Genomic DNA, 22,591 nt, shown 5'->3' with positions numbered 1-22,591 from the left:
ATGAGCCTTATTCCGGCTTCATGCTGATATAAACTTTTTTCAGCTGCGCGATAACTCGTTGAAGGGAATACACCTTTTTCGCTTTATCCGAGCCGGCTCTCGCCAAATGGTAGCGATAAGAAGGATCAGTAACGACCTTCTCCAGCGCTTCAGCCAGCGCTTCCGGATCCTCCGGCGGTACAAGCAATCCGTTGACGCCGTCCTCAATTTGCTCGGCTATACCGCCGACATTGGTGCCTACCAGGGCAAGCCAGCAAAGAGCTGCTTCCGCGAACACGGAGCCAAATGCCTCCGCACGCGACGGCAGGACGAACACGTCAAAAAACGGCATAAATTCTTCGGGATGCAGCATATAGCCGTAAAAGATAATGTCATCATATAAGTCCAGCTCCACCGCTAACGCTTCAAGCTCCTCGCGAATGGGTCCGTCCCCAATGATATGGAGAACAAAGGGATGTCCTTTCTGCTTCAAAGCCGCGCATGCATGCAGCAGTACATCGAGCCCCTTCGCAGGAACGAGCCTGCACACCGTAATCAGCTGCGTTACCGCGTTCTCATGGGAGATCGGCTTAAATCTCTTCTCGTCAAAGCCGTTCGGGATAACCTTAATTTGTTCGGGCTTCTTGATATGAGGAGCAATGTAAGTACGAAACGATTCGGATACCGTAAGCAAATGATCCGCTTTTGCCTCCAGTTCGCCGTAAAGGCTCATCAGAAACTGATGCTCCGGCCCGCCTTCTTTGATTTTCCCGTTCAAAATGAGCTCTCGCTCATAACTGGAATGAATGGTTACAACCAGCGGTGTGTCCGGGAACAGCTGCTTCATGACGAGGGCTGCGATCGGATGATGGGCATGTATGATATCGTACGGCTTTTTAATGCGCATTTTCGTCCACCATACGTAATCTTTATAGGTTTGTATATATTTATCTACCATTGCATTTCCGCTGTAAACGGTATGATCGAAGGTCTCGAATTTGACCGCCTCTTGACCTTTGCTTCTCACCCGCTTAGGAAGTGAAAACAACTCCATTTGCCAGCCAAGCTTAATAAATCTATCTTGAATATACGGGATCATGGAAGAAACTCCGCCCGGCTGCTCCGGCGGGAAAAATAAGGCTTGTAAAATATTCATGTGTCCCATCCTTTCGAGGTGTAACTTGTTACAGGTATGCCAACTATTCGTTCACCGTAAAACATGATATATTAGAACATATGTTTCTGTAAAGCTATTGCAATCAATCCAAAATAATGGTGGTTAACTCATGTCAATTACACAATGGCTTTCAGGTCCAAACGGACTCCTGCTCTCTTCTTCGGCTGTTATCGTTATCCTTATCTTAATGCTCTTCATGTCGGTTAGGCTATATGTAAGCTACCGCAACAAACGAATTTATCGTTTGCTGATTACAGCCATCCCTTTGATCATCGTTAAGCAATGCCTGCTTGTCGTTCTCGCTTATCCTGGCTGGTCGTTGTCACCCTATCTTTATTTAAGCTTTACAGTGCTGCAAATCATTTCTTTTATTATTATAAACTTTGTTTTCATGAAATTATATACTCATAGGTCTGCTCAGCTTAAAGTCATTCCCTTTATCATTATGAGTATGATGGCGCTCGTTGTTGCAGGCATACAATTTGCGATTACTCCCATTACCGCAGAGACGGTTGTCCATGCGCAGACGTTTACCTTTCCTGCGCTCGACTTTTATGGGTTAATTGTCATCTTCATAATTATGCTCGATACGAGAAGCGCAAATATGAGCTCCAAATATTACGCCAGCTTAATTGTCTTCTTCGCAAGCGAGCTTGCGAGACTGGCGGATGCTTATGTTTTTCACAGATCTTTAATATGGCTGGTGTCGGTTAGCCAGCTGCTTCCGATTATTTATTATACGCTGTTGTTTATTCTGCTCTTTGAATGGGTGATCGAGCGGCTCATGCATACCTATCAATCCTCGATCATGGACGGCTTGACCGGGTTGTATAATCGGCGCCATTTTTATTCCAAGGCGGAGCTGCTGCTTCAAGGCAGCAAATCTATGGCGATTATTTTTTGCGATATTGATAATTTCAAGAAGCTGAACGATACGCATGGCCATCATAGGGCTGACGACGTGCTGAAACAGGTTGCTGAAATTATCAAAGAGGAGTCCAGCGGAATTGGTTCTGCGGGGCGTTATGGCGGAGAAGAGCTGCTCAGCTGCATGAGCTCCGAGCGGGTAAAGCCAGAGATCGTAGCCGAATCCATTCGGCGCAGAGTCGAACAGGAGACCATGGTTACGCTTAGTATAGGGTTTAGTACTTCTAAGGAGAGCAAATCCATTCAAGAAATGATTAAGCAAGCTGACGAAGCCATGTATCACTCAAAATCAACAGGAAAAAACAAAGTCACTCCGTTTAAATCCGCTGCCGCGTATAGAAAGACGCTTGCTTAACTCCATTCGTTCTGTCCATCACGACATTATATTGCATGTACTCGGATGGACAGAATTTATGTTTCTGACACGAATAGAAGTCAGCTTAGCTCTCTTGTATTGGCATGATCTTTTTGAGGAAATTGTCCATGAGCAAAGGAAGAGAAATCAAAATCGGGGGGTCATCCGCGCGTGGCGAATGAAGGGTAACCTTCTGGTACGGGACGGAGAAATGCGGTGTAACGACAATAGGCTCCTTCGATCTTGTGCGCAGAGTAGCATGCGGAAGCAGCATGTCTTTGGCCTGCATGCCCCAAGAGATTGATGTCGCCATCAAATAATAAGTGCCAGGCTTAACATCGGTTAAACAAAATTCCCCCAATGACGAAAGAAGCGTTCCGTAAAGAGGCAGCCCCTCAGGAATGGGTTTGGTGAATAAACCGATTAGAACGATACCCTCGAAAGCCGCTTCCGCATGAATCCTTCCCACTATCCGGTCATGCTGCTTATCCGGCAAATGAAGTGACTGCCATCCCTTTAGCTTCTTTAATAAAAGCAGCTGTTGATCTGCTTGCAAAGCAGAGTTCCGAAATTCGGCAGGCGTCACGCCTACTTTTTCGGTAAATCTAGAGGTGAAGGTACCTAGACTCTGTTGTCCGATCTCCAAGCTGATATCTCGGATGCTTAGGTTTGTTTGCAGCAATAAATCCTTTGCCTTCTGCAACCGATGCGAAGATGCGTAGTATAACGGAGATAGACCTGTTCTTTCTTTAAAAATACGCGTGAAATGAAAGTTGCTGTAGCCCGCATATCTCGCTAACTTTGATAACGGAAGCGGTTCATAAATATTTTCATGGATATATGCAATAACTTCGTCTATCTCTGAGTATCGATCGGTTACCATTGCTGCATCTTCCTCTCACATTTGGATCAGCGCCTTCACGAAAAACAGAACTAGTGTTCGCATTTATAGTAACATAATTCTCAGGATTATGCTACTGCCTATTTGTTAAATAATAGAAAAAACGGCAGCCCCGATGACCCGGGGCTGCCGTGTTTCTTTTGTTCAAGCACCCTTAAGCTTCGCCGCCTGGATATAGCGTAGAGCTGTAGAGACGTTTTGGCTGAGGGATCTGCTTCCCGCTTGCAGGGTACGCTTTTAGATCAATAAAACGGCTTGAATAAATTGCGGCGTTAAAATCGTCATAAATGATAACCTGCTCCGTTCCTGTCCCAAGCATGTCCGCATGGACGGCATACCCGTTCGATGGGAATCGTACCGCTTCATTCATGTGTCCATCATACAATGCCGGATAAACGCCGCCGCCTCTGCGGTAGGCGAGAATATAATCCGGAGCGCCAGGCTCCCAGCCACGCAGGGTTTCGATAATCGTAAGCCAGCCAGCCGTCTTGCGGTCTTCCTTCCACAGCTCTTGTCCTTCCGAATCGAGGAGAAACAAAGCGTCCTTCCCCCGCAGACCCAGCCCGTCGTCCTCACGGACAAGTCGATCCAGACCGGCGATTTGCATGCCCGGCAGTTCAGGGCAGAAACGTCCTAACGCAATATGCTGGGATTCGACTGAACCCGCATGACGCCACAGCTCCTTGCCCTCCCGGTCATACATGACCGTAACGCTTCCGCCGATAACGAGCTCTGGCATACCGTCGTCATTCACGTCACCGACCCAAATGCAATCAGCATGATCGTCCAGCTCCTTGCAGCTCCACAATAATCTACCTTGAGAGTCAAGCAAATCATAACCTGCCATCACCTCATCCTTGCCGTCCCCGTTCACATCATGAACCCATGGAAAATGGCCGGGATTTCCTTCATAGGTCCACAGCGGCTGAAAATTCCGATTCATTGCCCACAGCTTATGGTATCGATCCTTCAGGATGATATCTGTCGCCCGATCGCCGCCGGACAAATTCGCAATGATAATACAATCATGAGCATGGGGATCCGGAAGGGAATAACTCTCCTTCTTCTTTCCTGTGGAGCCGTCCAAGATATAGAACATCTCATCCATGACGCATAGAATCTCCAGCCTGCCGTCACCGTCTATATCATAGATTTGTGCGGGATAGTCTGATCCTTGGCTGCCGGCTTCCGTACTCGGTTCGCCTGTTTGCCATAATAATTGCCCATCAAGACCGTATGCGGTCAGACACTGCACCTGATGGGGAATATATCGTACATCCTGCCGATTATCCGGCTGTACAAGCAGCAGCTCCATTCGTCCGTCCCCGTTTAAATCGCCAAGCAGCATCTTGCACCGCGGCCCTGCTGCGCTAATATCGATCTGGCCCAGCTTGACCGCATCTACCGTTTCTCGTTTCATCGTTCTCCTCCTAATAATGAAGGTGGTTTATTGGTCAAGTGCATATACCCTCAGGTTAGCGTACTCGGCTATAAATGGCGACATTTGGCGAAAGCCGATTTTCCCCGCTCCGAGCGGAGGACCATACGCTGCACCATCCTCCCAAGACAATACGGTCAGCTCATTGATCGAGAAATCAATGCGCGAACCGCGCATCTGAAGACGCATCCGATAAAAACCGCCGCAGTCCGCGACCGAGGGCAGCGGGTCAGCCCCTTGCGCGACCAAATGAAAGCCATAGCTTTTGCGCAAATTACAGGTTTGGAAGGAGCGTTCATCGGGCCATCGCCTGCGATAATAGGAGAGATGATAAGCATCCAGCTCACCGTGATGATACTGCTCGTACTCGCCGGTACGCGTCGAAAATGTCGGGTCAAACAAATCAAGCCCTTTTGCACCCCTTGCCGCGAAAAAAAGAATAGCCAGACCTGGCTCCCGAATCGGCCTAAACTCCCATTCCACAGCCATATCGCTTGGAAAACTTTCCGGACACCACAATACGAAGTTAGCTTGCTGACCATCATCAGGCTCCATCACGCTTTCCATACGAAGCTGTCCCTTCGGAAATGTCATGGCCGCCTCGCCTTCCAGCCGAAAGCCCGTTAGATCCTCCGCTGTCTTCAGCGGATTGCTATATAGCAGCTTCCATTCAGGCGCAGCCATCATTTAACCTCGGCTGTTGCTTTTGTTTCTGTCACTGCCGCTGGCAGCCACTCGTCGATTAATGCCAGACTGATGATTGTATTTAATGACCACTGCGCCGCTTCATTCGTATTCATCCAATCTATTTCGTTCAATTCTCCAACATAAGTAACCGTTTCCGATGCCTGCTGAAGATTGACCTGAGCGAACGGGTTCTCAAGCAATATGCCCCAAACCTGTTTGGCAACCGCTGCATCCTGTTTATAATAAGCGCCGAACGCTGCGATCGCAGCGCTGAGAACGGGATGCCCGAAGTTACTGTGGCTGATCTCGCCGCCGGTAATCCGCTCCTTCTCTTCTTGCGGCAGGTTATAAAAAACGCCGAAATCCGCCATCATCGCTTCCCACTCCGGATCCTTCAGCATGGCGGCCAGCTCGAACCAGACCTGAGGCGCACCCATGCATATGGCCAAATGCCGACCCCAATTATCGTCGCCAAGCGAAGACAATATACCGGTCTCGGGATCATAGCCGTAGGTAGGACCGGAAATAAGTCCGTATTTTGCCTGCTTAACGCAATCAATGCCTACTCGAATTTTGTCGCGGTACGATTCATCCTCGAAGCGCTCCCATCTCGTCATCCAATTCGAGCTGAAGGCCGCCCAGTCCGGTCCGATCCGGATGTGGGTCTTATGTTCGTCCTTCGGAAAATACGCACGCATCGGATCGAGGCTCACGGTCGAGAAATCTGCGTCCCTCACCTCATCCATAAGATCTCCGATGCGATCATCCGCGGTCAAATAATAATAATAGCGGTGCAGCCCCGCCATGGCGATCCGAGCCTCCTTGCAGCCGCAGCCCCAATGAACGACGTTATGTCTCGATCCAAGCCCCGCATATTCGCCAAAATGATAGACATCCACTTCACTCGTATGCCTGGTCATCGCTTCCGCAAGCCGGAAAATATCCTCCCTGCCGGAACGGAGAAACATGATCCACAGCCACATGTTTGGCGCGAGCTCGGTATTTTGCCAAGCGCAGCCGCCCAAATCGTAATTCCACACATGTCTAACCGGATCATAGCTGTGCATGAAATCGCCGTAATCCCAGAAACCGTACCATTTCCTCTGATCGACTTCGGCCTGATAGAAAGTGATGATTCCGTCCAGCTGATCCTCCAAATGCACCTTTGACGGCGTGCTGCGGTCAGGCAGGCTCCATAAGCCGAACGCGCGTGTCTCATGCAGGTAATCTGATTCACAGATAAGCATCGCAGGTGCGGCAGTCTGCTCCTGCATGGCTTGCAATTGCTCCAGCTGCGGCGTTTCCGAGGTACACCAAAGCGTCAGCTCGCTCGTATTGGCGATGCCGTACGGCGTTGCTCTCAGTTCCTCTGCCCCTTCATAAGAAGACTCCACATGCGTCTCCGTATCGTAATGCCGAAGGTCCATCACGTCACCGTCCGGCGACCAGAACCAAACGGTTAGCTTTGCCTCCTGACCTGCGGTACCTCCAACCTCCAGTCCGGATGGATGCTTCTCCCAAAAGCTTCGCAAACCGGCTGCTAAGCCCCCGCCTTCGCTGCCGACATAACCGAGGCCGCCCGCCCTTCTCCCCTCTGCCGCCTTGATCCAGCAGCACTCGGCTTTCGTCCGCTTCCATACCCCGTAATGGTCAGCGGAGCGCTGTACGAGTTTGAAATCATCCCATAAGGCCGAATCATCCAGCAAACTTAGAAAATACTGATCATCCTCGGCATCAAAAGCTACTTGCCCGCCTTTTGTTTGTTTCTCGAAAAGCTCCCTGTACTTTCCTTTCGTGCGCCTGGTATGCAAGGTTTTGGGTGATTCGCTAAAAAAACCGCTGTCGCCCGCAAGCCTAACATGGCGGTTATATAAGGGTCCTCTCATCGGAACGGTAAATGCGATTCCTAAAGCTTTTATAAAGTCCGAGTGCGGATTACCGTCATAATGGAAGCTGTGAACGATACGGATCGTTTCAAGTCCTGCGTATACATATAAGCGAAGTGAAATCGGGAGCCATTCCCTCGTTCCGGTATCCGAGCGATGTCTTCCATCCAGCTTAACGACGGCTCTCACCGGACCGCTTTGCTCGACGGTCACTTTATGAAAGCTGCAGGTGAAGCATTCCTCCCGGGTCGTCTTGACGCCGGAAACGGCGCTGCGGCTTTCTCTGATCGACACGAGCTTGCCGCCGCTGCATAACAAAACCCCGTTTCGGCGGATTCGGTCTACTACCTTATCGCCTTGCTTAGGCACGACAACCTCTATAACACCGGTATTCAGCACGATAGATTCATCGGTTTCCCGCACGGTAACGGAACAGCCCGGTTCAGTCTCGTTTCCTTTAACGACCTCTAGGCCGCCCAGGCCGGATGCCATGGAGACTGCGGCATGCGCAGACCATTTGACGCTGCCGTCAGGCCAAAAGGCGGCAGGCCAGCTTTGCATCGCGACCTTTTCATTGGTCTCTTCCTGCCGAAGGACAAGCGTTTCCTCCCGTTTCAAATCCCCTTCCTTCCATGGAATGCCAAAGGTTACGCCTACGGGGGCCGACACCTTATTTTTTAACCAACGCAGCTTAACGGATACGGGTAATGACATCGTAAAAAGCCTCCTTAGAATAGCTGGGTTTGCTTAAAGCGTACCACTATCCTACAGAGGCTATCGTTTGCTAACAATGAGACATTTTTGCTTGCCGTTATCGGCAGGCTTGCATATTTTTTATGGTTTTGCACTTTATTGCAAGCCTTTATTTCGCTTGGCTCAGCTCACGGTATCTGGAAGGCGTCATCCCCTCGAGCTTTTTGAATATCCGGTTAAAGTAACTATGCTGATAGCCGACCTGCTCGGCCACGTCATTTATTTTGAGTCCGGATTCCCGCAGCAGTTCCTTTGCCTTGTCCATGCGAAGACTGGTTAAATAATCAATAAAGTTTTTCCCCGTCACCAGCTTAAACGATTTGCTTAAGAAAAACGGATTGGCGCCGATATGGTCCGCGCAATTGTCGAGCGAAATATCCTTCATGAAATTTTGCTGCAAATAAATCATGGCATGCTCGATTAACCTCTTCACTTGAGCATCCGAACGCCCTCCCAGCTCTTTCATAAACGGCGAGCACACCCGTTCTTGGAACCATGACAAAATAAGCTGCGGCTCGCGTATTTGCGAAAGCTGCTCATACAGATTCACGCATTTGAACAGCCTTGTCGGCTGTATGCCGGAAACCATGATGGCATGCTGGACGCTGCCGAGCAGATGGAGCATGCCCTGCTGCACATCAACAGCCTTCGCTCCTTTGCAGGACAATGCTTCAAGAAACGCGCGCAGCAGCTCATCCGCTTCCGCTTCCTGTCCCGTTCGCAGCGCCTGAATAAATTCCCTCTCCAAAGTAAATGGATACTGCGGCTCGTCACTGCCAGCTCCTTGCGCGTGAAGCTTGCCGATATCGATCAACTGGTTCTCGTTCTCGACGTTTCGTTGGCTCGCCGCATGCTTTACCTCTTCGAAGGATAACGGTATATCAGCTATCGCGTCTGTCGGTTCGCTGACGGCAATCGTAAGGCGCATGTTCAATATATGATTGACCGCATGCGTGAGCTCCGCGCCAAACGCTTGCAGCGCCTCGGCGTAGGAGCTCTCCTTCGGCACAATCAACAGCAGACCCGCTGCAAGATCATGGAAATTTATCGTTTTGCTTTGTTCGAAATGCTGCGAAGCGAACTCCTCGATCATATTAACCGCCGCGAACGTCACAAGGCCTTCGTCACCGTATTTGAACTTTCCTTCCAGGCTGGCCATACCTGTTAACTGCATATAGACGACGATAAAACGATGATGATCCACCTGCCATTTATAACGTTCCATTCTTCCGAGCAAATCCTCTTCCGAATACGCGAACAAGTAGCCCTGCAGCAGCTGATGCAGAAAGCTTTCCTTCACATAGGGGAGCTGCTCCGAAAGCTTCGAATGCAGCTCCGTGCTTTCCCTGCTTAGATGCTGCCATTGCCGCTCGATCAATGAGAACTCGTCCCCCTGCTCCTGCTGCAGCGATTTGCCTGCGGTAAGCAGGTTCAGCAGCCGGTTGACAGGCGAATAAATGGTACGCGAAGCAAACCATGCCAGCAGCGCAGCCAGCAGCAGGGCGCTAAGACTGGCCGTGAAAATAATTTTTGATATAAATACGACTGGCTCCGTGATGCTTGTGATCGGAGAAGCGGAGATGTAAGTCCAGCTGTCTGCAATTCTAGAAAATTTGCCATAGGTTACAGTAAAGGTAGCCCCCTCCCAATCAAGAAAAAAGGAGCCTTCATTTTGTCCAATGGCGGTTATTTCCGCTTTTAACGCAGTAACGAAGGAGGATTCATAGGTATTGGTGCCCGTGGATGCAAACAGCTTTCCATTGTCCTGCAGGAAAAAGGTTTCTCCGCCGTCATATGGGGTCATCGTGCGAAGCATATCCGCAACCTTCTCCTTGTCGAGACGGATTAACAACGCTCCGAAAGGTTTTAAGCTGCCCCCCGGAATATGGTGAACCAGCGTCAGCTCCTTGTTCCCGGGACGCTGCGGTTCAAACGACATTTCGGTCCAATAGGTTACTTTGTCGGATTCCAGCAATCCCTCGTAGAGCTCACGTTCCTGCTTAGTAGTAAGGGGAGCGTATTCCGGCTCGAATAACACAGGCTCCTTGTCTCCGCCTAAATACAGCTCGACCGTCTTATTTATTGTATTCGAGCCCTGCATAACTAACAACGTCTTAGTTATGTCTCTCGCCTTCTCGAAATCTTGAATGAAATTGCGGCTTTCGAGACTGTAATCAAATTTCGAGTCAAATGCCCAATGAGAGAGCGTCAGCTCCAAATTCGTTAATTGCATGTCTATGTTTCGGGCTCTCTGCTCGATTTGCGTATTGTGCATTTGCAGCAGCTCACTCTCCAGCCGCCCGCCTGCGATGCCATACACGAGCGCGCCAGTTATTAAGCCAGGTATGCTGGCTACTAGCAGAATCATAATTAAGCTTTTCCTGTAAAAGCGCCGTTTCGTGCCTTTTTTCGTTGTTTTGCCAGCGATGATCTTTGATTTCAATTCCTTCAGCATATTCTCACCAACCGAATCTGAAATGTATTTCCCATCATTAACCCATTAATGTAAACGCATTCAATTCCATTGTCCAAGAATATCTCGCATTGAGGAAATGAACAAGACCTTTTTTTTCACTTCTTTATAGTTCTTTTGAATTATGCCAATAGACAGGGACCCGCTGAACTCAAAGCGGACTCTGTCTATTATGCTGCTTGGTTTATTTGCTTGCCGCGAAAAGCTCATTCATTTCTTTGATCAAATCGTCGCCGCCGTTTTTCTTCCATAGCTCGATGGCTGCAGCGAAGCCCGCTTCATCGATCTGTCCAACGATAAATTTAATGCGTGCGTCATTTAATATATTATCAAGCTGCGCGCCCTTCTCGGTATAAACCTGGGAGATGAACGGTTCTGCCGGATTCGTGACGATATATTTCTCATTCTCCTTTTGCAGCTCCGTTTGTTTCAATCTTAGCGGCGTTTGCTTCACTTTCTTCGAGCGGTCCTCCGGAATAAAGGTCAGCATTTGATTAAGGCCCTCAACCTCTGATTCCAGGAGCACAGTATCCTTGCTCATCACGACTGAATCCTCTTCGATCGTGTGATGTTTCCCTTCGAGACCATAGCCAAGCATCGTTTGCAGCTCCGGCGCATTAAGCTGATCCATGAATGCCAGAACGCGTTTAAGCTCGTCTTCCGTCTTAACCGACGATTTCGGCACAGCGAGCATGCCCGCAAAGCCAGAGGTTGGCAGCGTGTGAAGCACGCCTTCCGCATCCTTCACGCCGCTAAACACGTCCATGAAATGCTGATCCGGCTGATCCTTTCCTTCTGCCGCGAGCGCTGCATGGATTTTGTCATCGACGCGGGCAGCGCCGTCTATTACGTCAATAATAACGCCTGCCTGATTGTTTACGAGCGGATCCGTCCATTTTGCGGAATCCATAATGGCAAAATCTTGGTTAATAAGCTTCTCGTCATACAGCTTTTTCATAAACTTCAAAGCTTCTAGATATTCCGGCGTCATATGCTCGGGCACAAGCTTACCGTCTGATTCGCCCCATTTGTTCGGCGCTCCGAACCATAATTTGATGTTATCGAAGCCGCTGGACCATTGACCGGTCCACTTCACAAGCACAAGGCCATACGTGTCCGCTTTGCCGTTCTTGTCTGGGTCCTTTTCTTTAAACGCTTTCAACATGTTATAGAAATCATCAATCGTCTCCGGTACGGGAAGTCCTACGTTATCCAGCCAGTCCTTCCTGTAATAAACGCCGTTTCGACCCAGCGCTCGGCCCCGATAAATGCCATAATTTTTCCCCTCGATGGAGGAATTGCTTAAGATTACGGGATTGGCTCCGCTCAGGTTGGGATAATCCTTGAGATAGCCGCCCAGTTCCCAAAAAGCGCCTGATTTGGCCGCATTCACGAAGCTTGGCGATTTCACGTCCGGCACATACATAATCGTCGGCAGCTTGCCTGATGCCAGCGTAATATTGAATTTATCCACATAAGATGCATTCGGCACCCACTCGAAATGAATGTCCGAGTTCGTGCTCTTCTCAAGCTCGGCGGCAACGGGACTATCGTCCTTCGGATAATTCGTTTTGAAAATCGGCAGCATGATGCTGAGCTTAAGCGGGGTTTCTGCTTGGCTGCCTCCGTTTGTCGGCGCCGTGTCCGGGGATGCCGTACCGGATGCCCCGTTATTCGCTCCGTTATTTTGCTGCGAGCAACCGATAAGCGTACCTGCGGCAAGCGTTCCAACCAGCAGCAGCGATGCCCATTTTTTCCCTTTGATCCGAGTTCCTTTCATGCATGTACCTCCCTTAGTTATTTGTATTATATCGTAAAACCGCCTGCCTTCGGCCAATCAACCCTCCGGCAGTCGGACGTTACCGCGTTTAGCCCTTAATCGATCCAATCAGCACGCCTTTGGCAAAATACTTCTGGAGAAACGGATAGACCATCAAAATAGGTACGGTTCCAACTACGATGACAGCCATTTTGATCGATTGGTCAGGCGGCTTGACGAAATTCGGGTCCATGGAATTCAGGTCGCCCGCCGCAGCCTGCGACAACAGCACGATTTGACGGAGAAGCACCTGCAGCGGCCATTTTTCCGGATTGTTGATGTAGAGCAGCGCGGCAAAGAAATCATTCCAATGCCCAACCGCATAAAACAGCGTAAAGGTTGCGAGTACCGGTTTAGAAAGCGGGAGCACGATTCTCCAGAGCAGGCCAAGCTCCGTGCAGCCGTCGATCTTTGCAGCCTCTTCCAGCCCAGGCGGGAGCTCCTGAAAAAAGTTTTTGACGATGATCAAGTTAAACGCGCTAATCGCGCCGGGCAAAATAAGCGCCCAATACGAATCCAGCAGCGACAGCTCACGGATGACCAGATAAGTCGGAATCATCCCGCCGCCGAACAGCATCGAGAAAACAACCAGGTTAAGGACCGTATTTCTTCCCATTAAGCTGCGTCGTGCGAGCGGATAGGCCATCGTAACAGTGAAAAACAAATTGACAGCCGTTCCAATGATCGTTACGTACATCGACACGCCGATGCTTTTCAGAATCGTATCGGTTGAAAATATAAACTCGTAGGCTGCTATGGAAAATGTCTCCGGTATAAGAAATACCGCCCGTTTCGTGAGCTCCGCATCCGTCGCAAAGGAACCGGAAATGACATAAATAAACGGCAGAATTGCCCCAATGGCGAACAAGCCCAAAAAGAGATAGTTAGCCACATCAAAAATAGTACCCGAAACCGTTCGATATGTTTTTGCCACAAGCCTGCTCCTTTCTCTCGCGACCCCTTAGTAGAGTCCGGATTGACCGAATTTTTTCGCTAGATAGTTGCTTCCGAGCACGAGAATGACTCCGATAATCGATTTGAACAAACCAACCGCCGTACTGTAGCTGAAAGCCCCCTGCGTAATACCCATCATATAGACGTAAGTATCGAATACCTCGGCGACCTCGCGATTAAGCGGGTTAAGCAGCAGATAAATCTGTTCAAAGCCGTTCTCAAGCACATTCCCCATCCTTAGGATGAGCAAAATAATAATCGTGCTGCTGATCGACGGCAGCGTAATATGCCAGATTTGTTTCCAGCGGTTAGCCCCGTCCATGATCGCCGCTTCATATTGCTCCACATCGACAGCTGCAAGCGCCGCGAGGAATATAATCGTTCCCCAGCCGCATTCCTTCCAAATCGTTTGCAAAATAATAATCGGACGGAACCAATCCGGACTCGCTAGAAACTCGATTTTTTGACCCGTATACGCATAAATCAGTTCGTTGACCGGACCGCCTGCCGTGGTCAAAAATACATAAGTCATACTGGCTACGATAACCATGGAAATAAAATGCGGCACGTAAATCATCGTTTGAACCGAGCGTTTGAAAAATGCGATCCGTACCTCATTCAGCAATATCGCTAAAATGATGGGCGCCGGAAAAAAAAACAATAAATTATAAAAGGATAGGAGCAGCGTGTTGCGCAGCAGCATGAAGAACTCAGGGTTCGAGAAAAACAACCGAAAATGCTCCACGCCCACCCATTCACTGTTCCAAAAGCCTGTATAAGGCTGATAGTTTTTGAAGGCGAGCAGCACGCCCCACATCGGAACATATTTGAATAGTAAGAAATACAGCAAGCCTGGCAGCAGCAGAAAATAAAGCCACTTGTCCTTTTGCAGCCTGCGCAGCACATTCGGTCGGTAGCCGGAAGATGGCTTGTTTACATTTGGAACTGTAACCTGCTTCATTATCGTTCACCTCCGGATGTCGTTCATCGCCTCGTTGGCGGTGTACACCCATTATGCAAATATCGCTTGATTTCCGGCAATCAGACATTTTTGTCCCCGGTTTATAAGGACTTTCGCGCTGCCGCACAAGAAAGTGCAAAGCCTGCAAAACTATCCTAATACCCTTGCTGGACCCTCCAAAAAAGTCTGATTGTTCGCAATCCCCCCTTTCCTTACAGTAGAAGAAATGGAATTGGAGAGGATGGTAAGCATGCGGAGTAAAAAGCTTTATCACGGAGCTGCATGGTATCCGGAGCTCTGGGAGCAGGGTGTGCTGGAGCAGGATATTGCCTATATGCTTGCGGCAGGCATCAATGTCGTTCGCATCGGTGAATTCGCTTGGTCTACCCTTGAGCCAACGGAAGGAAAGATAGACCTCAGCTTCTTTGTCACTGTTATTGGGCGGCTTTACGAAAACGGAATTGAAACCATCATGTGCACGCCGACGGCCACGCCGCCCATCTGGCTGTCGCATGGCCATCCGGAACGCATGTATGTTAATGAACGCGGGGAAACGATGGGCCACGGCTCCAGGCAGCATGCTTGCACGAATAACGCTTATTTTCGGAAGAGAAGCTCTATCATTACGGAGCATATCGCGCGAGCTGTCGGTTCGCTGCCTGGGCTCATAGGCTGGCAGCTTGATAATGAATTTAAAGCACATGTGTCAGAATGCATGTGCCTTAGCTGTCTTGGACTATGGCATCGCTGGCTCGAGAAACAATATGGCGATATCGAACAGCTGAATGATGCGTGGGGGACTCAAATATGGAGCGAGCGTTACTCAACCTTCGAGGAAATTCCGCAGCCCGGCCCCGTTCCTTTTCTTCATAATTCCTCGCTGAAGACGATGTATCAGCTCTTTTCAATGGAAATGGTTGCTGATTTCGCCAAGGAGCAGGCCGATATGATCAGGACATATTCGAAAGCGCCGATTACTCATAACAGCAGCATTGCCTTTCATGTGGATAATGAACAGCTGTTTGACGGTTTGGATTTCGCTTCTTATGACACCTATGCTTCCGCAAGCCATTTTCCCGCTTATATGATCAACTGTGATTTATGGAGAAACGTAAAGCGCGGAAAACCTTTTTGGATCATGGAGACAAGCCCTTCCTTTAGCGGTTCCTTGGAGAGCTATGCCGTTCCGCATCCAAGCGGCTATGTTCGAGCGGAAGCGGTTGCCGCTTTCGCGCTTGGCGCGGGCGGGTTTTGTTACTGGCTTTGGAGGCAGCAGCGCGCGGGCTGCGAGCAATTGCATGGTTCCGTTTTAAGCGCATGGGGTAAACCGACAATCGGCTACCATAATGTGTTGGAGGTGACAAAGGCAAAAAACGAGTTGGAACCTATTTTGCTGGCGAGCGAGCCGATGCAGGCTGAGGTAGCGATGAGCTACTCCGATCGATCGAAAGCTTTTTTTAAGACAGAGCCCATGCGCAAGCTGAATTTCCGAGGTTTAATGACCGATTATTATTCGCGATTGCTTCATATGGGGATTCATCGTGACTTGCTTTTGGAGGGGGCACGCTTAGGTGGCTATAAGCTTCTGCTTACACCTTATATGCCGTATGTATCGGCAGATTACCTGCAGCGGGCACTAGCTTTCGTGAAAAACGGCGGGATCTGGATCGCGGGCCCGCTGACAGGAGGAAGAACCGAGCAGCATACGATTCCAACGGATGCTACGCTTGGTAAGCTCGAGCATGAAGCAGGCGTAGAGACGGTTCATACCTATCCTATGGATGATACCGGCGCAATGGGCCAAGCCTTCGGCTGTACAGCCCCGCTTGGAATGTGGAGCGCTTTATTTGAACCGAGAGAGGTGACTGCCAAAGCTGTCGGATCGGTTGCAGAGGGAATAACACCGGGGTTTTCATTTCTGACGGAACGGGAATACGGCCGCGGAAAGCTCGTTATGCTGGGTTCGATGCCGCAAGGAGAAAACGGAGATGCCATGCTGATGAAGCTAATCGACCACTACTGCATGGGAGCAGGTGTCACCCTGCGATCAGATGTGACACCCGGCACTATCGTGGCACCTAGAAGAGGTGACGGCTTAACGTTCTGGATCGTTATTAACATGAACGGCGCCGGCGGCAGCGTTACGCTTCCGGTTAGGGGGACCGACGCAGTTTCAAATATGTATCTGCCGCCCGGCCGGCTAGAAATAGGCAGATACGAATACCGGGCCATTCAATTCGAAGGCACCCTATAAGCAATGATCTTTAACGCTTCGTGACAATCGGCTTTTCCAGCGCGTAAAGCTCGTCCTCCAGTGTTTGCATTCGCTCAAGGACTGCTTTGCGTGCATCATTTATCGCATGATTGTACAGGTGCGGTCCTATTTCTTGTATCATAAAATCAAGCAGCTGCTCCGCTGCGATCGAACCGATCGTCTCCGAGCGCTCCAGCTCGAAATAGTGCTGGATTCTAGCAGCCAATTGCTCCTTCTGCTCCTTAGGCAGCTTCTTCATCAACATAGTCTCACTCCTCCAATTGTCCCTTAAGAACCGTTACGGCTTGTCCAGACAAATAAACTCGATCGCCCTCAGGCCTTACTTTTACGACGCCGCCGCGCTCTGAGGCTTGGTAGCCGACCAGCTCTTGCTTTCGAAGCCGCTTCGCCCAGTAAGGCGCGAGCGCGCAATGAGCAGAACCTGTTACGGGGTCCTCATCAACTCCCGTGCCTGGATAAAATGCCCGCGATACAAAATCATAAGGCGAGCCTGACCCGCGGCTCGTGATGATGACGCCGCGCGCGTCCAGTCTTGCAAGCAGTCCAAAATCCGGACGCAAGGTTCGCAGCGTCTCCTCGCTGTCTACCTCAACGAAAAAATCCATCCGATTGCGGCCAACGAATCGCGGAATAAGCCCAAGCCCTTGAACAAGCTCCTCTGGCGCAACGGCAGCCACCGGTGGCTCCGCGGGAAAATCCATGTCGATCCATGTTCCGCTTTGTTTAGCTGTTAGAAGCCCGCTTCTCGTCATGAAACGTGCTGGCTCCCCGTGAGGCAATCTGCCAGATTCCCATAAAATATGCGCTGTAGCAAGCGTAGCATGACCGCATAAATCCACCTCTACGGTCGGCGTAAACCAGCGGAGGCCATAGCTCTCTTCACCCGGAACCACAAAAGCCGTTTCCGACAGATTCATTTCTGCAGCTACCTGCTGCATCCAGCCTTCTGACTGCGGCTGCTCCAAGAAACAGATTGCAGCCGGATTTCCTTTGAAGCGTTCCTTGGTAAAAGCATCAACGATATATAAGGCAAAACTCATTGTTTATCCCTTCCTTTCTTTATCCACGATTTCCCGAAATACGCCAGCACTGTGCCATATAATAGATGGCCTGTAATCCACCACAGCAAAGCAGCAATATCGGCCGAGGATGGTACTCGTTCCGATAGCTGGGTCAGCGGTATCCATGTACAGCATGCGAGGGCTAAGCCCATTCCTAGACCGAGCCCCAGCGGAGATTTCCAAATCCGCAATAATGCCAAAAAAAGCATACCAAGCGGCAGAGCTACAATCAAATGCAGCGCAAATTCTGCCAGTTCGGGCAGCGGTTGCGGCAGCCAATCAATAAAATCAACATTCAAGAGAAGCATGTAGACTGCTGACCCTGTCAATCTTTCTAACAGCTTCATGGTAATGCCAAGAACTAATCCGCTTAACACGCCAGCTAATAATCCATATCGCAGTATTGGAGTCGTTCCACTTATGAACGCATCTATCCCGTCGTTTCTCTTCAATCCAATCACGGTTCTCCTTCTCGCTTCCTCAAACAAAAAATGCCTGCCTTCGCAGAATGAGGCGTATGGAATGTCAGCCATTCCATATGCCGTTCATTTGCGCGCAAGCACTTCATATAAGTTATCCTTTGAGAGGTATAAGCAATTCGACCGGCTCTTCCTCCAAATGATGCTCGTCAATATAAAATATTTCCAGCGACACAGCGTTTTCCTGCTTCTCTAGCCGCATCTCATTGATCCAAGCGTGCAGCAGCTCATACCCCTCGCCAATCCTTTTATTGGAGCAGGCGACCATCGCGTAACGATGTTCGGGAATGGTGAACTGTACCATGCCTAGCGGAACTTCTTCCAGATGCTGAACCTCGTAGGCTGCCCAGTAAGTGGCAAACACTTCATTTCCGAAATACGGACTGTATAGCACCGTAGATTTGACTGCGTCGTTGAGCTCATGTTTGCGTGTCAAAAACTCGGTTTGCAGCCTGATCGCTTCATCCGGAAAGGATGAATAGGGACCGCAATAGCTAATTCCTGCCAAATGAAGCGCAGGCTTTGTTACGATTGAGCAGTTTTCCACGCGATTTCCTCCTTCGGATCTGTCAGGACTTGTGCGCTAGGATGAGCTTTCTCTGCCCATAGTGTATCATGTTTTACAAGGAAATGGATAGTTGTTTACATTTTAATCATCCTTTGTACCAAGTTAGCTTCGTGCTACAAAGAGCTTATTCAACTTCCAAGCGTTTCATGAATTCTTCCACTGCGCTGTATCCCTGCTGCTTCAAATACCAATTGTTCGCTGCCGCTTCAATTAATCCGGCAACATCTCTTCCCGGTTGAAGCTGAATTTCGATATGAGGGATTTGTACACCCATATATTCCGTAAACTTAGGCTCCAGCTCCAAATCATTGTTCAGGTCATTGTCCCGCCACTTTGTCAGTTCAATGTCCAGCACGATTCTCGTCTCGTCCTGAAAGGCTTGCCTGCCGTATAGTCTCACGACGTTAATAAGCCCAATGCTGCGCAAGGCCAGAAACTCCTTGGTCTTCTCGTTATGGGTGCCCAGCAGCGTTCGGGAGCTCAGCTTCTTCAGCACGACGATATCATCCGCCACTAATCTGGAGCCTCGCCGAATCAAGGTATGCGCGGTTTCGCTCTTTCCGATACCCGACTTGCCGCGGAGCAAAATACCGATGCCCGACACATTCAAGCAGATGCCGTGAATGGAAATTTCCGGTGCGAGCGTCTTAAGGAGATATGCATCCAGCATCCCGAGAAACTGCGCCGTCACCACGTTAGTTCGCAGCAGCGGGATGCCCTCCTGATCGCAATATTTGGTCAGATACTTCAATCCTTCTTGTCCTGCGGTTACAATGAAACACGGCGGATGATATTTAACGATATTTCCTATATGGTGATTTCGCTCAGCCTCGGTTAGGCTATGCAAATACGTTATTTCTTTCTTGCCTAAGATTTGAATATGCTCCTGCGGAAAAAACTCGAAATATCCGACAAACTCCAGGCCTGGACGGTAAGCTCTCGCCTTAACAATCTGCCGCTCCAACTGATCGACACCCGCCAGCACCTCTAATGAAAATTGCGCCGCGAGCTCTCGGACCGCTATCGATTTCAAAATGCTGTTCCCCCTTAGCCGTTATGATCTCCGTTCATTTCATTATAGCCTTTCCACATCTTTCATCATTTCCCTGCCGCTGTAACCAAATCGTCATCATCTAAGAGCCCGTGGAGCGATAATGACGAACCCCAAAACGCCATACCAGCAGACAAGGGATAATGAAGAGGATGCCCGACAGCGGTGCCAGCATGTACGGCAGATGATTCCCAGGCGCTTTATCCAGCAGATAAAGCAAGGGCAAGTAGTTGACGCACCCAAAAGGAATAATGAAGGTAAAAAAACGTTTTACCCATTTCTGATAAATATTTAGCGGATACTGCGCCATTTCTCGGCCGCCGTCCGTGAATATATTTGCGATCTCCAGCCCCTGAACCGTCCAGAAGCACATCGCTGCAGCCAGCATAAAGATTCCCGTAAAAATAAATACGCCGCTCGCAATCATCAAGAGAAGCGTGATGATCTTGAGCACCGTCCAATCTATTGACAGCCTGCTGATTGCCCAGCTCAAAATGATCACGCTTTGCAGCAGCCTGCCAACGCGGGTGAATTCAAACTTCGAGCCAAGCACCTGAAGCACCGTGCCGCGGGGACGGACAAGCAAACGGTCAAAATCGCCGTTGCTAACCAAGCTCGAAAACGAATCGAAGCCGCGAGCGAAGCATTCGCTAATGGCAAAAGCCATGTGAATTATCGAGAAGCAAAGGGCCACTTCGTGGAAGCTCCAGCCCTTGATCTGTCCGAAGCGTTCAAACATGAAATACAATCCCGCGAATACCGTGAACGGCACAAGAAATTGCCCAAAGGCCAGCAGCCAAAACGAGGTCCTGTATTGCATTTGCGATTTGAATAGAATACCGATGTATTTTCCATACAAGCTCATTTCGCTTACCCTCCTTGTACGACGACTTTATTCAATACCTTGGCCATCGCCGCCCTGCCGATGCTGACCAAAACAACAAACCATACGAGTTGAATGCCGATACCGATCAATGCTTCTTCCTTTGTGATATGTCCGGAATAGACGCGGAATGGAAAGTCCGCGGTCCAGCGGAAAGGAAGCACGTAGACGATATCTTGAAGCCAAGCCGGCATTAGCGGAACCGGGATGACCATGCCTGCAAGAAATTCCCCAATTACGCCAAACATCAGCAGCGAGCCTGCGGGGGAAAGCGTGACAAATACAGAGATGTACATCAGCATGGAAAGCGAAACGATCATAAGCAGTCCTAACAGCAGCGCGATGATAAATAATAATAAAGCTGCAAGATCTGACGGAAGCGGCATCCGGTAAGGCTGCGGCAGGAAGAAGGCAACCGCCAAGATGGGAATGCTCCGCAAGAGGGCGCTTGCAAGCCGCTGCGCAAGAAGTTTGGCATACCATAGTCCGTAGATTCCATTCGGCCTGCACAGTTCATAGGCAATGTTGCCCGTCGTTATGAGCTGAAACAGCTCATTATCACGGAACCATAACATGACGAAGGCCAAAAAGGCTTGCTGCAGCCAAACATAGGTAATGAGCTGCGATAGTGAAATCGGAGTCTGAACGGCAGTACCGCTGTAAAACGCTTCAAATACCATGATGATGACGAAACCCCAGAAAAATTGCGTCGCCATCCCCGCAAGCGCTGCGGTTCGGTATTGCAATCCGTTCTTCAGCCGAAGCTTAAAAACCGAGACATAGGCCCGCATTATATTTGATGCTCCTTATATAGCTGTACAATCATATCTTCAATCGGAAGCGTGTCGATCGTGACGTCAAGCAGGTCAACCTGCTCAGACAAACGGATCAGCACCTCGCTTATGACGATCTCCGCCGTATCGACGCGAAGCACGGCCCGTTCGGGCGACCAAGACTCCACGGTCGCTCCATCCACCCGCAAAGGCTCCGAATGATGGTTGTAGACGACCGTCATTGTTTTTTGCGTGCCAAATTGACTGCGTATCGCACTCAGGCTGCCGTCGTACAGCAGCTTTCCTTTACCGATGAGAATAATGCGGTTCGCCAGCGCTTCGATATCGTTCATGTCATGCGTAGTCAGAATAATGGTAACGCCCTTCTCTTCATTAATCGTCCGGATGAAGCGGCGAACGGCTATTTTGGACACCGCATCCAAACCGATTGTCGGCTCGTCAAGGAACAGCACGCTTGGACTGTGCAGCAGGGAAGCCGCAATTTCGCAGCGCATCCGCTGTCCTAAGCTTAGCTGCCTGACCGGCATTTGAATAATATCCTGCAGTTCCAGCGTTTCTGTAAGCAGAGCCAGCGTACTACTATACTCCTCCTCGGGCACCTTATAAATATCCCTGAGCAAGTCGAAGGAATCGATAACCGGAACATCCCACCACAGCTGGGAACGTTGGCCGAAGACCACACCAATATTTTTCACATAGGCAACCCGATCCTTCCATGGCGTGTACCCCATAACCGTACAAGTGCCGCTGTCCGGCACGAGTATCCCGCTCATGACCTTAATCGTCGTGGATTTCCCGGCGCCGTTTGGACCGATGTAACCTACGATCTCGCCTGGCTCGATCGTGAAGGAAATATCGTTAAGCGCTTCCACGATTTTATATTCCCTTCTGAATAATGCTTTCACCGCTTGTTTAACGCCGGACGAGCGCTTTGCAACCTGGTAGGCTTTGCTTAAACCATGAACTTTTATCACGCATGTTACCTCCGCACAAGATTTGAGAGGGAAATATTAACATCAAACCTATGTTGTGTCAATCCTTTTTCAAACACGTGTTGTTCTTCTGTGATAATGTCATCCCATAACTGTTCTGAGATAATGTCACTATGGGACAGGAGACAATTACATTGAGCAGAGAAGAAATGAAGAAGGTACTTGTGGTGGGGAAAAT

19 protein-coding genes are annotated in these 22,591 nt (G+C 49.6%); 2 read left to right on the top strand and 17 right to left on the bottom strand.

Annotated elements, in window-relative coordinates; translation table 11 throughout:
• Positions 1 to 7 precede the first annotated feature (7 nt).
• Positions 8 to 1,135, bottom strand: a complete 1,128-nt coding sequence (locus RCO25_RS29900; RefSeq protein WP_308999734.1) for a glycosyltransferase family 4 protein — start codon at positions 1,133 to 1,135, stop codon at positions 8 to 10.
• A gap of 130 nt (positions 1,136 to 1,265) precedes the next feature.
• Here RCO25_RS29900 and RCO25_RS29895 point away from each other — a divergent pair, with 130 nt between their 5' ends.
• Positions 1,266 to 2,438 carry a GGDEF domain-containing protein gene (locus RCO25_RS29895; protein ID WP_308999733.1) on the top strand — a complete coding sequence of 391 codons (1,173 nt, stop codon included), beginning with the start codon at positions 1,266 to 1,268 and terminating at the stop codon, positions 2,436 to 2,438.
• An 85-nt stretch (positions 2,439 to 2,523) separates the two neighbouring features.
• Here the strand turns inward: RCO25_RS29895 and RCO25_RS29890 are convergent, their stop codons facing one another.
• The 8 genes from RCO25_RS29890 to RCO25_RS29855 form a co-directional block, all read right to left on the bottom strand.
• Positions 2,524 to 3,321 carry a helix-turn-helix domain-containing protein gene (locus RCO25_RS29890; protein ID WP_308999732.1) on the bottom strand — a complete coding sequence of 266 codons (798 nt, stop codon included), beginning with the start codon at positions 3,319 to 3,321 and terminating at the stop codon, positions 2,524 to 2,526.
• Between the two features lie 172 nt (positions 3,322 to 3,493).
• Positions 3,494 to 4,759, bottom strand: a complete 1,266-nt coding sequence (locus RCO25_RS29885) for an FG-GAP-like repeat-containing protein (protein ID WP_308999731.1) — start codon at positions 4,757 to 4,759, stop codon at positions 3,494 to 3,496.
• A 27-nt stretch (positions 4,760 to 4,786) separates the two neighbouring features.
• Positions 4,787 to 5,464 (bottom strand): DUF1961 family protein, encoded by a 678-nt coding sequence (locus RCO25_RS29880; RefSeq protein ID WP_308999730.1) that lies wholly within the window; start codon positions 5,462 to 5,464, stop codon positions 4,787 to 4,789.
• Positions 5,461 to 8,064, bottom strand: a complete 2,604-nt coding sequence (locus RCO25_RS29875) for an exo-rhamnogalacturonan lyase family protein (protein ID WP_308999729.1) — start codon at positions 8,062 to 8,064, stop codon at positions 5,461 to 5,463. Before RCO25_RS29875 ends, RCO25_RS29880 begins: the two co-directional genes overlap by 4 nt.
• 148 nt (positions 8,065 to 8,212) lie before the next feature.
• Positions 8,213 to 10,471 (bottom strand): helix-turn-helix domain-containing protein, encoded by a 2,259-nt coding sequence (locus RCO25_RS29870; RefSeq protein ID WP_308999728.1) that lies wholly within the window; start codon positions 10,469 to 10,471, stop codon positions 8,213 to 8,215.
• A gap of 289 nt (positions 10,472 to 10,760) precedes the next feature.
• Complete coding sequence (locus RCO25_RS29865) at positions 10,761 to 12,356, bottom strand: extracellular solute-binding protein (RefSeq protein WP_308999727.1); 1,596 nt, start codon at positions 12,354 to 12,356, stop codon at positions 10,761 to 10,763.
• Positions 12,357 to 12,444: 88 nt separating this feature from the next.
• On the bottom strand, positions 12,445 to 13,329 hold the full coding sequence (locus RCO25_RS29860; protein ID WP_308999726.1) for a carbohydrate ABC transporter permease: 885 nt from the start codon (positions 13,327 to 13,329) through the stop codon (positions 12,445 to 12,447).
• Positions 13,330 to 13,356: 27 nt separating this feature from the next.
• The gene (locus RCO25_RS29855) at positions 13,357 to 14,310 is read right to left on the bottom strand and encodes an ABC transporter permease (RefSeq protein ID WP_308999725.1); all 954 of its coding nucleotides are present in this window, start codon (positions 14,308 to 14,310) and stop codon (positions 13,357 to 13,359) included.
• Between the two features lie 250 nt (positions 14,311 to 14,560).
• Here RCO25_RS29855 and RCO25_RS29850 point away from each other — a divergent pair, with 250 nt between their 5' ends.
• On the top strand, positions 14,561 to 16,564 hold the full coding sequence (locus RCO25_RS29850; protein ID WP_308999724.1) for a beta-galactosidase: 2,004 nt from the start codon (positions 14,561 to 14,563) through the stop codon (positions 16,562 to 16,564).
• 10 nt (positions 16,565 to 16,574) lie between these two features.
• Here the strand turns inward: RCO25_RS29850 and RCO25_RS29845 are convergent, their stop codons facing one another.
• From RCO25_RS29845 to RCO25_RS29810, 8 genes are all read right to left on the bottom strand, one after another.
• The gene (locus tag RCO25_RS29845) at positions 16,575 to 16,829 is read right to left on the bottom strand and encodes a DUF2164 domain-containing protein (protein ID WP_308999723.1); all 255 of its coding nucleotides are present in this window, start codon (positions 16,827 to 16,829) and stop codon (positions 16,575 to 16,577) included.
• Positions 16,830 to 16,833: 4 nt separating this feature from the next.
• Positions 16,834 to 17,625: a PhzF family phenazine biosynthesis protein gene (locus RCO25_RS29840; protein WP_308999722.1), complete on the bottom strand. Its 792-nt coding sequence runs from the start codon at positions 17,623 to 17,625 to the stop codon at positions 16,834 to 16,836.
• Positions 17,622 to 18,107 (bottom strand): hypothetical protein, encoded by a 486-nt coding sequence (locus RCO25_RS29835; protein WP_308999721.1) that lies wholly within the window; start codon positions 18,105 to 18,107, stop codon positions 17,622 to 17,624. The genes RCO25_RS29840 and RCO25_RS29835 overlap by 4 nt, the downstream gene beginning before the upstream one ends.
• A 112-nt stretch (positions 18,108 to 18,219) precedes the next feature.
• Positions 18,220 to 18,672 carry a GyrI-like domain-containing protein gene (locus RCO25_RS29830; RefSeq protein WP_308999720.1) on the bottom strand — a complete coding sequence of 151 codons (453 nt, stop codon included), beginning with the start codon at positions 18,670 to 18,672 and terminating at the stop codon, positions 18,220 to 18,222.
• A 145-nt stretch (positions 18,673 to 18,817) separates the two neighbouring features.
• Positions 18,818 to 19,726 (bottom strand): HPr(Ser) kinase/phosphatase, encoded by a 909-nt coding sequence (gene hprK, locus RCO25_RS29825; protein WP_308999719.1) that lies wholly within the window; start codon positions 19,724 to 19,726, stop codon positions 18,818 to 18,820.
• Between the two features lie 100 nt (positions 19,727 to 19,826).
• Positions 19,827 to 20,609, bottom strand: coding sequence for an ABC transporter permease (locus tag RCO25_RS29820; RefSeq protein ID WP_308999718.1), 783 nt, complete (start codon positions 20,607 to 20,609; stop codon positions 19,827 to 19,829).
• A 5-nt stretch (positions 20,610 to 20,614) separates the two neighbouring features.
• Positions 20,615 to 21,418: an ABC transporter permease gene (locus RCO25_RS29815; protein WP_308999717.1), complete on the bottom strand. Its 804-nt coding sequence runs from the start codon at positions 21,416 to 21,418 to the stop codon at positions 20,615 to 20,617.
• Positions 21,418 to 22,395: an ABC transporter ATP-binding protein gene (locus tag RCO25_RS29810; protein WP_308999716.1), complete on the bottom strand. Its 978-nt coding sequence runs from the start codon at positions 22,393 to 22,395 to the stop codon at positions 21,418 to 21,420. Before RCO25_RS29810 ends, RCO25_RS29815 begins: the two co-directional genes overlap by 1 nt.
• Positions 22,396 to 22,591: the final 196 nt, after the last annotated feature.

Origin of the sequence: Paenibacillus sp. LHD-38, assembly GCF_031157315.1 — a bacterium.
Lineage (GTDB): Bacteria > Bacillota > Bacilli > Paenibacillales > Paenibacillaceae > Pristimantibacillus.
This window is presented reverse-complemented; position numbering and strand designations above follow the sequence as displayed.

Bases quoted from the DNA above. Each gene is read 5' to 3' on its own strand.
- RCO25_RS29895 (WP_308999733.1), top strand. From the start codon at position 1,266: ATGTCAATTACACAATGGCTTTCAGGTCCAAACGGACTCCTGCTCTCT.
- RCO25_RS29820 (WP_308999718.1), bottom strand. From the start codon at position 20,609: ATGAGCTTGTATGGAAAATACATCGGTATTCTATTCAAATCGCAAATG.
- RCO25_RS29845 (WP_308999723.1), bottom strand. From the start codon at position 16,829: ATGTTGATGAAGAAGCTGCCTAAGGAGCAGAAGGAGCAATTGGCTGCT.
- RCO25_RS29885 (WP_308999731.1), bottom strand. From the start codon at position 4,759: ATGAAACGAGAAACGGTAGATGCGGTCAAGCTGGGCCAGATCGATATT.
- RCO25_RS29890 (WP_308999732.1), bottom strand. From the start codon at position 3,321: ATGGTAACCGATCGATACTCAGAGATAGACGAAGTTATTGCATATATC.
- RCO25_RS29850 (WP_308999724.1), top strand. From the start codon at position 14,561: ATGCGGAGTAAAAAGCTTTATCACGGAGCTGCATGGTATCCGGAGCTC.
- RCO25_RS29840 (WP_308999722.1), bottom strand. From the start codon at position 17,625: ATGAGTTTTGCCTTATATATCGTTGATGCTTTTACCAAGGAACGCTTC.
- RCO25_RS29880 (WP_308999730.1), bottom strand. From the start codon at position 5,464: ATGATGGCTGCGCCTGAATGGAAGCTGCTATATAGCAATCCGCTGAAG.
- RCO25_RS29815 (WP_308999717.1), bottom strand. From the start codon at position 21,418: ATGCGGGCCTATGTCTCGGTTTTTAAGCTTCGGCTGAAGAACGGATTG.
- RCO25_RS29875 (WP_308999729.1), bottom strand. From the start codon at position 8,064: ATGTCATTACCCGTATCCGTTAAGCTGCGTTGGTTAAAAAATAAGGTG.
- RCO25_RS29855 (WP_308999725.1), bottom strand. From the start codon at position 14,310: ATGAAGCAGGTTACAGTTCCAAATGTAAACAAGCCATCTTCCGGCTAC.
- RCO25_RS29865 (WP_308999727.1), bottom strand. From the start codon at position 12,356: ATGAAAGGAACTCGGATCAAAGGGAAAAAATGGGCATCGCTGCTGCTG.
- RCO25_RS29900 (WP_308999734.1), bottom strand. From the start codon at position 1,135: ATGAATATTTTACAAGCCTTATTTTTCCCGCCGGAGCAGCCGGGCGGA.
- RCO25_RS29870 (WP_308999728.1), bottom strand. From the start codon at position 10,471: ATGATTCTGCTAGTAGCCAGCATACCTGGCTTAATAACTGGCGCGCTC.